This is a genomic window from Acinetobacter sp. 3657, from assembly GCF_031456775.1.
Lineage (GTDB): Bacteria > Pseudomonadota > Gammaproteobacteria > Pseudomonadales > Moraxellaceae > Acinetobacter.
The window spans coordinates 70,897-84,336 of record NZ_JAVDVH010000014.1; the positions used below are offsets into that span (position 1 = coordinate 70,897).

Here is a 13,440-nt window from a genome sequence, read left to right on the forward strand (position 1 = left end):
CAACATGGAAACAGTGCAACAAACAACATGGCGACAGCGTTTAGCTGCATATTATTATTTATGTCGTTTTGATAAGCCGATTGGCACAGAGCTGGTATTTTGGCCCACGATGTGGGCTTTGTGGATTGCATCAAAAGGCATTCCTGATTTAAAAATATTATTAGTGATGTCACTGGGTGTGCTGTTTATGCGGGCAGCGGGCTGTGCGATCAACGATTTTGCAGATCGTAAAGTGGATGCGCATGTTGAGCGAACTAAAACACGTCCTTTAGCTACTGGTGTGATTCAAGCGCGGGAAGCCGTGTTTGTATTTTTGGGGCTGGTGGCAGCAAGTGCTTGTCTTTTATTTTTCTTGCCGATTGAAACCTTTTATTGGTCATTTGGAGCGTTATTTCTCGCTTTCATCTATCCTTTTATGAAGCGCTATACCCATTTACCTCAGGTGTTCTTGGGTGCTGCGTTTTCTTGGTCAATTCCAATGGCATATACCGCTGTTGGACAGACACCTGATTTAATTTGCTGGCTTTTGTATTTTGGAAATTTGGCTTGGACCGTGGCTTATGATACTCAATATGCAATTACAGACCGTGAATATGATTTGAAAATTGGTGTGAAATCTACCGCAATTTTATTTGGTCGATTTGATATACAAATTATAGGATCATTGCAATTGTTAAGTTTGGGGTTGATCGGTAGTGCACTTTATTTAGAAGATCTTTTAATTCCATTTGGACTGGCTGCATTATTGGTTGTTGCTGCTGATTTTATTTATCAAGCAGTTAAAACCAAAGATCGGGATCCGCAGATTTGTTTTTGGGCATTCCGTCACAATCGCTGGGTTGGAATGATCATTTTTATTGGAATCTTTTTAGAATTCATGATTTAAAAATGACTTATTAGTTGAAAAGTGTCCTATGCAGGGCACTTTTTTTATGCCTTAATAAGGTCGCATGTAGTTTCATGCACACAAAATAAAACAAGGACTAAAAGGATATTTTATGAAACGGTCTAATATTGCTTTTGCAATGACGTTCTCTATTTCTGCATTATTTTTATCAGCATGTAATGATGATAAGGATTCAAATCAAAGAGATAATCAGAAGGACAAATCTTTTGTTTCTGAAACTTCTTATACCTATGAGTCAGAAGGTCTGGGCGATTTAAGCGCTGCTAGTTCAATCAAAGTCATGAACTATAAAATGCCAAATGTACTAGGGAAGACGGTTGAAACTTCTGCTTTAGTATTTTTTCCTAAAATTGCAAAACCAAAAGATGGTTATCGAGTTGTGGTTTGGGCGCATGGAACATTGGGTGGGGCTGATAAATGTGCGCCAACCAATACACCATTAAATCCAAACTTTAAGAATTATACTGCAAAAAGTTTGCTAGAACAGGGCTATGTGATTGTCGCGCCAGATTATGAAGGTTTGGGTGGGGCTGGTGAACATCCTTATTTACATATTCCGAGTGAGGCACGTTCAGCACAGTATGCGGTTAAAGCTGCAAAAGAACATTATGGTCAACTACTGCAAGGTTCATGGATGTCTGTTGGCCAATCACAAGGTGGGCAAGCATCATTGGGGATTGCTGAATATGCAAATAATGATGTGACATTTAAAGGGGCGGTTGCGGGTGCACCAGCATCCAGTCTAGATAAAATTATTTTAGAGGTCGCACCTCAAGCGATTGACCAGTTACCGCAGCCTACAGCAATAGAAACTTATGCGACGTTGTTGTCTTATGCAGCGTTAACAGGCGTGGGGATTACCTCTTATGAGCCGACATTCAACTATCAACGAATGTTTGGAAGTACGAAAGCTAAAGAAATAGCCACTTTGGCGAAAACTGAATGTTTGGGTGAAATTATAGAGGCTTATAAGCTAGATATTCAAAGTTATGTTGCAAATAATCCTACGGCTAAAGTCTCTGAATATCACGGTATTGATGAAGTGGAATTTAAGAATGATGCGACCATTCAAAAATTCTTAACAGATTATAGCCAACCGACGACCAAGAAATTGGATAAACCGATTTTGATTGTGCAGGGTGTATACGATACAAACGTACCTTATGTAATTACACAGGGAATGTATCAGGCCATGTACAACGCTGGGACCGATGTTAAGATTATTCCAATTGATATCGTTCCAAGTGCGGAAAATCCTGTTGTGAATGGATCACATACCGGAGCAATTCTTGCGGCAAATGAGAGTGGCGAGCTAGTACAGTTTATTAAGCAAAATATGCCAGCCCAATAGCTCGTTGGTTAGTAAAAGAGCCTCTTTATAGAGGCTCTTTTTTGTTATAGTGTTGCCACTTTAAAAATGTTAATTTTTTGGATCGGCTATGAGTCAAAATGCAGTTGAGAAGAAATCTGTACCTTGGGTATTGATGGGATTGGGATTATTGATTCCAATTTTTATCGTAGGGATGGCTTTTTTAGCGGCAAAGAGCGATGCAAAAACCAAGAAAGAATATGATCAACAACGCGCAGAAATGGCTAAGAAGTTCGAACAGCAGAAAAATGAGGGACACGCAGTAAAAGCTGAGTGATAACTTTTGATATTGTTGATTTATCGAATATCCATCTGTAACTGCTTTATAGATGGGATTTGGGTATATCGTTGTACTTGATATCCTGCCTCTTGCAACATTTGATCACGTTTCTGGTCTTCTAGTTCTTTTCCGATATGACTTGGATCATCAAGTTCAATAATAGCGACAACTTTCATTTCTTTGTCTAAAACCACAAAATCAGTAACCTTGCGATTGAAGCGGTTGCGAATCTTGTAGTGCTTACTGGTAATCAGTGCGCTAAAGGCTACTTGAGCCAATATATTGTGGTGGGGGAATGCTTGCTGAAGCCTAGAAAACATTTGAGACTCAAATGCAGTGATCACCGGACGGGCGAAATAATTTTGTTTTAGGAAAAAAGGGCGCAGGTAGCTGATCAGTAGCAGTACTGTGCTTATACTACCAATCAGCAAAAAGATGAGTTGCGTTGATTCAGACATATTCTTATCAAAGTGCTAATAAAAAACCCACTGCATATAAATATGAGTGGGTTTTTAGAATCTTGGCTCTCCCACCTGGGCTCGAACCAGGGACCTGCGGATTAACAGTCCGTCGCTCTACCGACTGAGCTATGGGAGAATCTGGATATGCATTCTATGCATATCGGTACTAACGGTCAAGCGAGCCAATAAAAACTTGGCTCTCCCACCTGGGCTCGAACCAGGGACCTGCGGATTAACAGTCCGTCGCTCTACCAACTGAGCTATGGGAGATTAGCTTGGCTCTCCAACCTGGGCTCGAACCAGGGACCTGCGGATTAACAGTCCGTCGCTCTACCGACTGAGCTATTGGAGAATCTGATGCGCATTTTAGGCATGAAATATTGATGCGTCAATAAGAATAGTAAATAAAATGAATCGTTTGCTTGATAAATATTCTTTTAGGATTTTAGTGATAAAAAAACTGCCCTATGCGGGCAGTTTTTAGGCAAGAAATATATGATTATTTCTCAACACCAGCTGGTTGACCTGCAAGTTTTGCATTTGCATAGTCCCAGTTCACTAAGCTTTCTAAGAAAGTAGCGATGTATTTTGGACGTAAGTTACGGAAGTCGATGTAGTAAGCATGCTCCCAAACGTCAATCGTTAATACTGCAATTTGACCGTGAGCAAGTGGAGTATCTGCATTGGCTGTTTTGGTAATTGATAATTTACCATTTACTTCATCAGCAACTAACCACGCCCAACCTGAACCAAATTGAGTTGTTGCAGCAGCAGTAAATTCTTCTGCAAATTTTTCGTAGCTACCAAAAGCTTCTTCGATTTTAGCTGCAATCGCACCAGTTGGTTTACCACCACCATTTGGCTTCATGCTGTTCCAGTAGAACGTGTGGTTCCATACTTGTGCAGCATTGTTAAAGATACCTGCTTTAGATGCATCACCAGCAGACGCTTTGATGATTTCCTCTAAAGTTTTACCTTCAAGGTCAGTACCTTTTATTAAGTTGTTTAAATTAACAACATAAGTATTGTGGTGTTTGTCGTGATGATATTCTAAGGTTTCGCGAGTGATGTGTGGTGCTAAATCATCATAGCCATATGGAAGTGCAGGTAAAGTAATGGTTGTCATGTTTCATTCCTTGCAAATTTGCTGGGTTTTACATTTAGTGCCTTTATTGTAAATGATTCTATGGACAATAGGGCAGTCTTTTAATACACAAAATATGCAAAAAATTTCTTTATGAGACATATACGATACAACAATGATTAGAGTTTTTAGCTCGTTTAGTGAACGTTCCAAAAGACTCTAACCCGTTTTATAGAGATGCTGTTCTAAGTTGATCGACCAAGAAAATTACTGAGCTTTAGCTTGTAATGCATCATGATAACGACGGTTCACTTCATCCCAATCTACAACATTGTAAAATGCAGCAATATATTCGGGACGCCGGTTTTGGTATTTTAAATAATATGCATGTTCCCACACATCTAAGCCCAGAATAGGCGTATTGCCATACATCAATGGTGAGTCTTGATTAGCACTACTTTCTACAATCAGTTTATGTTCAGGGGTGACGCTGAGCCATGCCCAGCCACTACCAAAACGACTAATTGCAGCCTTGGTAAAAGCATCTTTAAAAGCACTAAAACCACCAAGTTGTTGATCAATCGCTTCTGCAACAGGTCCTGTTGGTTGTCCGCCACCTTGTGGGCTCATGACAGTCCAAAATAGTGAGTGATTTGCATGACCTCCTGCATTGTTGATTACCATATTTTTAAGGTTGGCAGGGACGTCATTCACTTTAGCAACCAATTCCTCTACTGAGAATTTTTCCCATTCTGTACCTTCAATTGCACCATTAATATTGTTGATATAGGTCTGATGATGTTTACTGTGGTGAATTTCCATTGTTTTGGTATCAATATTGGGTTCAAGTGCATCGTAAGCATAAGGTAACGCTGGTAGAGAATAAGCCATGAGTTTGATTCCTTTTAATCAAAATGATTTTATTGGCATAAATTGAAGCGCTTTCATTATTTGCTCAAAAGAAAATGAGAATCAATATCTTTTAATTTGCTTTTATCTATAGATAAAGAGATAAAAAATAAATTTTATTTATCATTGGTTTTATTAGGAATTGAGTTGGCTTAGCAAAGTGGAGGCGTATTCGATTCTTAGCGGATATGAAATCGCTACAAGCTTTGCCAGTGAGAGCAGCTTATGATTTCAATAATTCAAGTTGGACAGTTACTGGTTTAAACCCTTAGAACCAAGATAGAGGGAAGGAGTGAAATGAATTTCACTCCATTCAGAAGTTGAATTGGGTTAAATCGGATTATTTAACTCAAAATACTCTGTTTCGATAGCGAATTGGTGTGCAATCGCTTCAGCCAAACGTTGAACACCATAACGCTCTGTTGCATGGTGTCCACATGCAAAATAATGGACATCCAGTTCTTTAGCTTGATAAAAAGTACGCTCGCTTACTTCACCTGAGATATAAGCATCACAATTTTCCAAAGCAGCTTTTTCGATAAAGTCTTGAGCCCCGCCTGTACAGAAACCTACTTTTTGGATAGCAGATTTACTACAAGGCAGGTGAAGAATAGAAAAGTCAAAAATTGTTTGTAGCTTTTCTTTGAACTGTTCAGGACTTATCGCATGCTCTAAATAACCAATATTACCAATTGGATATTTTTCGGTTGAGTCTAATGCTTCTAAATTGTGTAAACCGATTAAGTCAGCAATCGCAATATTATTGCCCAGTGTTGGATGAGCATCTAAAGGTAAGTGATAGGCGATCAATGAAATGTTATTTTGAATGAGTTTTTTGATTCGGTTGCCACGCATCCCTGTAATTGGGTAGGGTTCGCCTTTCCAAAAATAGCCATGATGTACGAGTAAGGCATCTGCATTTTGGGCGATTGCTGCATCTATAGCAGTTTCCGATGCAGTGACAGCACACACTATTTTTTTGATTTCATGCTTTCCCTCGATCTGTAAGCCATTCGGTGCGTAATCTTTAAACTCGTTTGCTTTTAAGGTCTGATTACACCATTGCACAATGTCATACAAATTTGCCATGCGATTCCTCAAATGATTTACATTTTATTGTTGTCAATAGAAACATATTTTTTAAGGTAACTAAAGCTAGACAAAAAAAAATTAACTTTTGCGTTGCTTTTAAATAATTTACATTACAATGATGGAAATTTCCTGTTCTTCAACAAATTAACTTATTCATAACATCATTTTCGCCTAGAGGATAATAGACGTGCGCCGTGCATTTACATGGTTACCTTGGGTATTACTCATTGTCGTTATATTTAGTTTTCTGGCTTGGCAGAAATCACATCAGCCGAAACCAACTGTGGCGTCTGATGGTGTCAAAATGCCAGCAGAAAAGGTTGAGCCCTTAGTTGATACAAATCGTATGGGTGGGGTGGTTTCTTATAATGCTGCTGTAAAAGTTGCTGCTCCCGCAGTCGTGAATATTTTTACCACGCAAAAAATAAAACAGCCTAATCATCCTTTATTGAATGATCCTGTATTTCGTGAGTTTTTTGGCAATCAAATTCCTCAACAGCCTAAAAATGAAAATAGTTTAGGTTCGGGAGTGATTGTTCGAGCAGATGGTTATATTTTGACGAACAATCATGTCATCGCTCAGGCAGAACACATCGTTGTTGCGTTATATGATGGGCGTCGTGCTGAAGCCAAAGTGATTGGTACAGATCCAGATACAGATTTGGCTGTAATCAAAATCGAGTTAGATAAACTTCCTGTTTTACCATTTAAACTCAGTGGTAATGAGGTTGGCGATGTTGTACTCGCAATTGGTAATCCATTTGGTGTAGGGCAAACCGTTACCCAAGGAATTATTTCCGCAACAGGTCGTTCTGATTTGGGAATTAACACCTACGAAGATTTTATTCAAACGGATGCTGCGATTAACCCAGGTAACTCTGGTGGGGCTTTAATTGATGTTGCGGGTAATCTTATTGGTGTGAACACTGCGATTTTTTCTCAATCAGGTGGATCGCTTGGTATTGGCTTTGCGATACCTGCAAAAGTTTGTCAGCAAGTTTTAAACTCTATTTTGAAAGATGGTCGTGTGGTACGTGGTTGGCTGGGTATTAGTTTAATTCCAAATAATTTGGATGAAGATGTATTAACAGCTAAACCAATCGGTGTATTAGTCGCTGATGTATTGCGTGGTGGTCCTGCCGATCTTGCAGGGGTGAAACGTGGTGATAAAATTGTTCAAGTCAATAATGAACAGATTTCTTCCGCATCTCATTTGATTAACTATGTTGCTTCGCAAGCGCCAGAGAGTGCGATTGAAGTGGTGGTAGAGCGTGATGGGAAACAACAAACCTTAGAGGTTAAAGTTGGTGAGCGTAAAGTTCAGCAAAATGTCCAATCGCAATACATTCCATTACCAAAAGGTCAGCCCTAATCACACTGTGTTTTAAGGTGATATTGTAAAAGACTGTTTTAAGAACGGTCTTTTATTTTTTCGCAATAAAAAGCGTGTTGATCTACTCGATCAACACGCTTTTGCACTTTTATCGGTTTTTTATTTTTTATTAAATCATTCAAATTTTAAAATTTGATGACAGCTTTACAGCATTATTGACGATAGAAACTAACTGCTTGAATTGGAATTAAAAATATAGTTTTAATATTTATAATCCAGTTGTAACCAAAGTTTGTCAGTGTCGACACCAAAATCTTCAGCTTGGTAGCGTGAAAATTTAGCTAATCCTGATAAGCCTTTGATTGGCAGTGCTTGCGCATAAGAAAGTGCAAACTCTTGTCCATAATCTAATCCTTTTTCATCGCTACGGTAATGATGTAATTCGGTCATCAGTTTTCCTTTGCTGAATATATTAAAACTCGAGCTAATATAGACATCACGCAAACCGTTGACGGGCGTATTTAAAAACATATCCGTCCAACCATTAAACTTATGTTTTGTTGCCAATGGTGTTTGAAATGCAATTTTACCGTTATCGCTGCTTAACACTTCATAACCAACAGCGACTTCGCCAATCGGGGATTTTCCTGATATTTGATAACCGAGTTCAACAGCATAATAATCAGCATCATAGCTTACAGGTTGATCTGCATAATCTTGTTGTTTGGCGTATTCGGCGGCATAGCGGAAGTTATTTTGCTTACCCGTTAAGCGTAAACCATAGGTCTGGTTTGACCATGCATTTAGATTTTCAAAATCCATAAAATAACCATACAGCACAGCATTGAGTTGTGGGCTGTAGTTATATTTGATTTGTGCCAAATGAATTTGACTGTCTTGTTCCCCATCTTGTGCGATCAATGCAATTGGCTTGGGATCTTCACTTCCAAAAATCGTATTTACCTGATCAATATAGGCATAGTACACCTGCAAAGATTGGGTTGGTTTTAGATTTAGACTGACTGCATCATAGCTTTGTTCATTTTGACGCCAACCGACAGAGCCAATAAACCGTTGATTATCTAAATTAATGACTTGGCGGCCTAGGCGAGCATCGAATTTAGGGTTGCTGTAATTTAAATATAATTGATTGATGTCTAGGTTTTTAGGATCGGGAACGCTACTGTATTTGGTCTCGTTGTTCCGTGTGCTATTGAAACGGTCGTTGAGTTCAATGTTTGCTTCACCTTGAGCAAATAAACTTAAACCTTGCCATGTGCCTGTTTGCAGTGCAGGGCGGATACGTAGGGTGGCTGCTTCCGCTTTTTTTAATGGATTGTCTTGGTCGACCATTTCAAAACGAAGGCGACTATCAAGCGTGAACTTAGTGTTATCGATAAAATCATTGTTTGCAGATGCATTGAATGCGGCAAAACAGCTAAGCGTGAGTAATGACATTGAAATGATTTTCATCATATTTCCCCTAGAATTAAAGATTTGAGTGTGAGAGGTTATAAAGAGGGAGTTAGACGCTGACATCCCTCTCAATTGAGCGTTGAATTAAGTTGCAGCGTTACGTTCAAGTAGCGCTTGTTCAAACAATTCTTTTTCTTTTTCCTTGTGTTCGACTGAGAAGCGAATCAGCACCACACTAAAGGCGGCAACAGTCACGAGACAGCCTAGGATCATGAGACAGGTTTGGATGTCGAGTAGACCTTTTAGTAAGAAACCAGCCGCGACAGCACCGACATTTCCGCCTGCGCCAATGATGCCTGCTACACCACCGAGTGCATCACGGTCGATAAATGGAACCAATGCATAGGTTGCACCACAGGCCATATGTGTAAACAGTGCAAAAACTGTCATAGCGAGTACGGCAAGCATGACGGTATTCATTTGTGAGAAAACGATCAGAAATAGACCTTCGCCTAAGATCAATAAAAATAGTATTCGTGTACGACCATCTAAGCCTTTATTTACAGCAACTTTATCAGAAACAATACCGCCCAGTGCACGAGCAAATAACGCCAATAGACCAAAGATTCCCGCTGTGAGTCCTGCTTCTTTTAAGCCCATATTAAAATGGTCAACATAGTACATTGCAGCAATATTATGAATAAAAATCTCGATGCCAAAACATGCAGCATATGCAGTGAATAGTACCCAGACACGATAATTACGCGCTGCCTGCATTAAGATTGCAGTACCACCTTTTTTAATATTGCCTGCTTCTATACCTTGTTCCCGCAATTCTTTAAAGTTACCTTGTGGGCTATCTTGAGTGAGTTTCCAGTAGAGAATACCGACGATCACCATCATGATCCCCGGTACGAGTAAAGCGATACGCCAGCCCATTGCTTGCTCAACACCAAACATGATGATCGCACCAAGAATTAACGGCATGATCGCCTGAGTTGCACCACCACCCGCATTACCCCAACCCGCAGCGGCTGCATTTGCCGTGCCGACAACATTTGGTGCAAACATGACACTGGTATGGTATTGAGTAATGACGAAGCTTGCCCCAATCGCTCCAATTAATAAGCGAAAGAATAGAAAGGATTCATAGGTATTTGCTGCGGCAACCCCAAAAACAGGAATACTTCCCAGTAAGAGTAGGGCTGTATAAGTGATACGTGGACCATATTTATCGCATAGCGGACCGACAATCAGTCGGATAATAATCGTAATGGCAACGGCTGCAATATTGATATTGGCGATTTGAGATTTGGTTAAATTAAACTCGCCAGCAATGACAGGCATCAGCGGAGCACAGGCAAACCATGCGAAGAAGCAGACAAAGAACGCCAGCCATGTCATGTGAAATGCACGCATTGCAGGAGTAGCAAAGCTAAATAATTTTATTTCAGTGGCTTTTTTTGCATCTAAATTCATTTTTGAAGACATAAACTTCTCCTGAACTGAACGTAATTTTTTGCGAAGCAGGATATCTGCATAAGCAAAGCGAACAGAACGGACATCGTTGGCCGTCGACAAATTTTTGAATCATCTTTGATTCAACATATCAGTCATAAAGCAAGGGGCATGCCATAAAAAATAATTAACCAAATGAATAAATTAAGCTATTCATTACAAAAAAGTATTTTTGTGTACATTCAGGATGCAGACCATTTTTGAAAGATAGGAGCCGAATTGTTCGGTATTGATTTAAAAAATTTGGTTAGACAATAATGATTAGATTGTTTGTAATTGGTGCGCAAATTCTATGCATAGTGGTTTAAAAAGTAGCGTAAATAAAAAAGCAGCCGAAGCTGCTTTATCGAAACAAGATGAAAATTAGAAGCGGTAGCCGATACCCACATAAGTGATCAGTGGATCAATATCAATTTTGGTGTTGGCGCGGATTAACTCTTTGCCAGTGTTGCGGTCAGTGACATAGATTTTTGCTTCATTATTCATTTTTGCATAAGAAACCGAGCCGACAGCAAACCAATTTGGTTTAAAGTCATAAGTTGCGCCTAACGTGACGATCGGTGCGAAAGTATCTGTTGCTTTGAGTTTAACCATTGGATCGGCAGATGATTTTTTGCCATCTAATGCCGCACCCGCTTTATCATCATGAATATTTTGAATCATATGACCTGCCGCAATAAGATCAGATTCAATTGCAGGATTAATTTTTAATGAGTTGAAGTAAGCATACATGACACCAGCCCCTACATAAGGGCGAAATTTATTAACACCTGTTTTACCAAATTGGTAGTGGAGTTCGACTGCTGGTAACCATGCGCGTGCGGAAGCTGCTTTATCGCCCTGAGTTAAATCAGTGATATGAATATCTTGTTTTAGAGGGATATCACCACCTGCTTGGGAAATACCATCGCCTATAATTCCTCCTATAAATGAGCCGTCTTTTAATGGAGTGGCTTTTCCTGAAAGAGGAGCGTAAATGTCACCTTTACCTTTGATATCAACTTTTGGTGGAATACCTGCTTTTACTTCTAATGAGAGATTGTCGGTGAAATTATAATTAAACATGAGACCAACAGTATCAACGTCATCGGCTTCTAAGCCAGTACCTTGGCTTTGCCATTGAGAAAGACCATTGATTTCACCAGTACCTGCAAGTGATGCTGGGAGAGTATCTGTGGATTTATCAATAAGACTGATAATACCGTGCCAAAACTTACCTGCTGGCTTGCTTTGATCAATGGCATCTAATACGGCTGTAGTTGATACAGATCCTACTTTTGATTGTGTTCCTTCAGCAATACTCGTATTTACATTGATTGGATTTGCTGAGCCTTGGGGCATCGCATGTAACCAACCCGCGGAAACAGAGAAACGTTTAAATCCATCACCATCTTTAAGACTAAAATAGGGCGAGTCTGCAAAAGCAAGCGTGGGGAGGGTGCAAAGCCCTGTTATTAAGAAAGGAAATGACTTTTTCATCATCGAGGGACTCCATGTCCAAAAGTTTGTAAGGATTTTTCTTGCGCCCAACATAACTCTTTTTTATGAATAGTGTGTTTAGTTAGATTTTATAATTGTTGTGCTTATGAAATATTTTGTTTTATTTAGATAAATTGATGAAGAAATTATGGATATAAAAAAAAGCTACCGAAATAGCTTTTTTGAGAGTAATTTAAAGATCAATAATAAATTACATAAAACGAGATAAATCTTCTTCAGGGCGCGCAGTTAAAACCTCAATCCCTGTTTGAGTGACTAAAATCGTATGCTCATATTGAGCAGATAATTTATGGTCTTTGGTTACGACCGTCCATTTATCACCTAATAATTTGGTTTGCCAAACGCCTGCATTCACCATTGGTTCGATTGTAAAGGTCATGCCCGCTTCAAGGCGCATGCCCGTACCTTTTTGACCATAGTGCAACACTTGTGGTTCATCATGGAAGACATTGCCAATACCATGACCACAATATTCACGAACGACGCTGAAGCGTTCAGATTCAACATATTGTTGAATTGCATGACCGACATCGCCAAGATATGAACCGTCCTTAACTGTTGCCATACCACGATACATCGCTTCCTGTGCAACCTTACAAAGGCGATTTGCTAGAATAGAAGTCTCTCCACCAACGATATACATCATATTGGTATCGCCGTGATAGCCATCTTTAATAACAGTCACATCAATATTTAGAATGTCACCATTTTTAAGCGTTTTTGCTTCGGACGGAATACCATGACAGACTACGTGGTTAACCGATGTGCAGATTGTGTGTTGGAAAGCAGGGCGACCTGGTGCTGCGCCATAACCCAAACAAGCAGGAATGGCTTGCTGAGCGTTGACAATGTGATCATGACAAATTGTGTCGAGTTCTAGTGTACTCACACCTGCCTTAATATAAGGCTTAATCATGTCTAAAACTTCAGCTGCCAGTTTCCCTGCAACACGCATTTTTTCAATTTCATCGGGAGTTTTGATTAATCGGCGAGGAGCTGTATAAGTTGTATTCATGATCTCTAAAAACTTTTGGTAATTCGCAAGTGACTATGGTATAAATAGCCGCCTATTTTATCAATTGCTTTTCGTGACTATCTTTCTTAATGGGAGGTATTACGAAACTGTATGGTAAAATAGTCGTACAAAATCCGCACATATATCGTCACATTACTCTGGGTGCCTAGCAATAGGTGGAGAATGCGGATATATGGAGGCCTAACCCAAATCTTAAGGTAAAGAAAATGGCAGATTACAACGTAGGTATGCGCGACCTTCTTCAAGCAGGCGCACACTTTGGTCACCAAACTCGTTTCTGGAACCCAAAAATGCGTCAATACATTTTTGGCGCACGTAACAAAATTCACATCATCAACCTTGAGCATACTGTTCCTGCGTTAAATGATGCATTGAACTTTGTGAACAACCTTGCGAGCAAAAAGAACAAAGTATTATTCGTTGGTACAAAACGAGCTGCTTCTAACATCATCCGTGAACAAGCTCAACGCGCTGGTCAACCATATGTAGATCACCGCTGGTTAGGTGGTATGTTGACGAACTGGAAAACACTTCG

At 39.6% G+C, this 13,440-nt stretch carries 13 protein-coding genes and 3 tRNA genes; 5 read left to right on the forward strand and 11 right to left on the reverse strand.

The window, feature by feature from the left end; genetic code table 11:
* The first annotated feature begins 4 nt into the window (after positions 1–4).
* The 3 genes from ubiA to J2Y37_RS13615 all read left to right on the forward strand — a co-directional run bounded on the left by ubiA (position 5) and on the right by J2Y37_RS13615 (position 2,553).
* Positions 5–886: a 4-hydroxybenzoate octaprenyltransferase gene (gene ubiA / locus J2Y37_RS13605; protein ID WP_349033152.1), complete on the forward strand. Its 882-nt coding sequence runs from the start codon at positions 5–7 to the stop codon at positions 884–886.
* A gap of 112 nt (positions 887–998) precedes the next feature.
* Positions 999–2,258, forward strand: a complete 1,260-nt coding sequence (locus J2Y37_RS13610) for a prolyl oligopeptidase family serine peptidase (RefSeq protein ID WP_004670539.1) — start codon at positions 999–1,001, stop codon at positions 2,256–2,258.
* Between the two features lie 88 nt (positions 2,259–2,346).
* The gene (locus J2Y37_RS13615; RefSeq protein ID WP_004670540.1) at positions 2,347–2,553 is read left to right on the forward strand and encodes a hypothetical protein; all 207 of its coding nucleotides are present in this window, start codon (positions 2,347–2,349) and stop codon (positions 2,551–2,553) included.
* 20 nt (positions 2,554–2,573) lie between these two features.
* Here the strand turns inward: J2Y37_RS13615 and J2Y37_RS13620 are convergent, their stop codons facing one another.
* The 7 genes from J2Y37_RS13620 to J2Y37_RS13650 form a co-directional block, all read right to left on the reverse strand.
* Positions 2,574–3,014 carry a DUF2726 domain-containing protein gene (locus J2Y37_RS13620; protein ID WP_004670541.1) on the reverse strand — a complete coding sequence of 147 codons (441 nt, stop codon included), beginning with the start codon at positions 3,012–3,014 and terminating at the stop codon, positions 2,574–2,576.
* A 63-nt stretch (positions 3,015–3,077) separates the two neighbouring features.
* Positions 3,078–3,153 (reverse strand) — tRNA-Asn (locus J2Y37_RS13625).
* A gap of 58 nt (positions 3,154–3,211) precedes the next feature.
* A tRNA-Asn gene (locus J2Y37_RS13630) sits at positions 3,212–3,287 on the reverse strand.
* Between the two features lie 6 nt (positions 3,288–3,293).
* Positions 3,294–3,369, reverse strand: a tRNA-Asn gene (locus tag J2Y37_RS13635).
* A 147-nt stretch (positions 3,370–3,516) separates the two neighbouring features.
* A complete protein-coding gene (locus J2Y37_RS13640; RefSeq protein ID WP_004670542.1) occupies positions 3,517–4,143 on the reverse strand; it encodes a superoxide dismutase in 627 nt (208 codons plus the stop codon).
* A gap of 225 nt (positions 4,144–4,368) precedes the next feature.
* Entirely contained in the window at positions 4,369–4,992 is a 624-nt protein-coding gene (locus J2Y37_RS13645; RefSeq protein WP_349033153.1) for a superoxide dismutase, read from the reverse strand.
* A gap of 348 nt (positions 4,993–5,340) precedes the next feature.
* Positions 5,341–6,099, reverse strand: coding sequence for a Nif3-like dinuclear metal center hexameric protein (locus J2Y37_RS13650; protein WP_349033154.1), 759 nt, complete (start codon positions 6,097–6,099; stop codon positions 5,341–5,343).
* Between the two features lie 190 nt (positions 6,100–6,289).
* On the opposite strand from J2Y37_RS13650, the gene J2Y37_RS13655 reads away from it, so the two are divergent.
* Positions 6,290–7,474: a trypsin-like peptidase domain-containing protein gene (locus tag J2Y37_RS13655; RefSeq protein WP_005197624.1), complete on the forward strand. Its 1,185-nt coding sequence runs from the start codon at positions 6,290–6,292 to the stop codon at positions 7,472–7,474.
* A gap of 222 nt (positions 7,475–7,696) precedes the next feature.
* Here the strand turns inward: J2Y37_RS13655 and J2Y37_RS13660 are convergent, their stop codons facing one another.
* The 4 genes from J2Y37_RS13660 to map all read right to left on the reverse strand — a co-directional run bounded on the left by J2Y37_RS13660 (position 7,697) and on the right by map (position 12,884).
* Positions 7,697–8,911, reverse strand: a complete 1,215-nt coding sequence (locus J2Y37_RS13660; RefSeq protein WP_349033155.1) for an alginate export family protein — start codon at positions 8,909–8,911, stop codon at positions 7,697–7,699.
* An 84-nt stretch (positions 8,912–8,995) separates the two neighbouring features.
* Positions 8,996–10,330 (reverse strand): MFS transporter, encoded by a 1,335-nt coding sequence (locus tag J2Y37_RS13665; RefSeq protein WP_349033162.1) that lies wholly within the window; start codon positions 10,328–10,330, stop codon positions 8,996–8,998.
* A 402-nt stretch (positions 10,331–10,732) separates the two neighbouring features.
* Positions 10,733–11,851 (reverse strand): OmpW family outer membrane protein, encoded by a 1,119-nt coding sequence (locus tag J2Y37_RS13670; protein ID WP_349033156.1) that lies wholly within the window; start codon positions 11,849–11,851, stop codon positions 10,733–10,735.
* Positions 11,852–12,059: 208 nt separating this feature from the next.
* Positions 12,060–12,884 carry a type I methionyl aminopeptidase gene (gene map, locus J2Y37_RS13675; protein ID WP_349033157.1) on the reverse strand — a complete coding sequence of 275 codons (825 nt, stop codon included), beginning with the start codon at positions 12,882–12,884 and terminating at the stop codon, positions 12,060–12,062.
* Positions 12,885–13,111: 227 nt separating this feature from the next.
* Here map and rpsB point away from each other — a divergent pair.
* Positions 13,112–13,440 (forward strand): 30S ribosomal protein S2 (gene rpsB / locus J2Y37_RS13680; RefSeq protein WP_349033158.1); only part of this gene is annotated, 329 nt, incomplete at its 3' end.

What these genes read in the sequence shown, in the direction of transcription:
- J2Y37_RS13615 (WP_004670540.1), top strand. Translation starts at nt 2,347, where the DNA reads ATGAGTCAAAATGCAGTTGAGAAGAAATCTGTACCTTGGGTATTGATG.
- map (WP_349033157.1), bottom strand. Translation starts at nt 12,884, where the DNA reads ATGAATACAACTTATACAGCTCCTCGCCGATTAATCAAAACTCCCGAT.
- J2Y37_RS13620 (WP_004670541.1), bottom strand. Translation starts at nt 3,014, where the DNA reads ATGTCTGAATCAACGCAACTCATCTTTTTGCTGATTGGTAGTATAAGC.
- J2Y37_RS13650 (WP_349033154.1), bottom strand. Translation starts at nt 6,099, where the DNA reads ATGGCAAATTTGTATGACATTGTGCAATGGTGTAATCAGACCTTAAAA.
- J2Y37_RS13645 (WP_349033153.1), bottom strand. Translation starts at nt 4,992, where the DNA reads ATGGCTTATTCTCTACCAGCGTTACCTTATGCTTACGATGCACTTGAA.
- J2Y37_RS13660 (WP_349033155.1), bottom strand. Translation starts at nt 8,911, where the DNA reads ATGATGAAAATCATTTCAATGTCATTACTCACGCTTAGCTGTTTTGCC.
- J2Y37_RS13665 (WP_349033162.1), bottom strand. Translation starts at nt 10,330, where the DNA reads ATGAATTTAGATGCAAAAAAAGCCACTGAAATAAAATTATTTAGCTTT.
- J2Y37_RS13670 (WP_349033156.1), bottom strand. Translation starts at nt 11,851, where the DNA reads ATGATGAAAAAGTCATTTCCTTTCTTAATAACAGGGCTTTGCACCCTC.
- ubiA (WP_349033152.1), top strand. Translation starts at nt 5, where the DNA reads ATGGAAACAGTGCAACAAACAACATGGCGACAGCGTTTAGCTGCATAT.
- J2Y37_RS13610 (WP_004670539.1), top strand. Translation starts at nt 999, where the DNA reads ATGAAACGGTCTAATATTGCTTTTGCAATGACGTTCTCTATTTCTGCA.
- J2Y37_RS13640 (WP_004670542.1), bottom strand. Translation starts at nt 4,143, where the DNA reads ATGACAACCATTACTTTACCTGCACTTCCATATGGCTATGATGATTTA.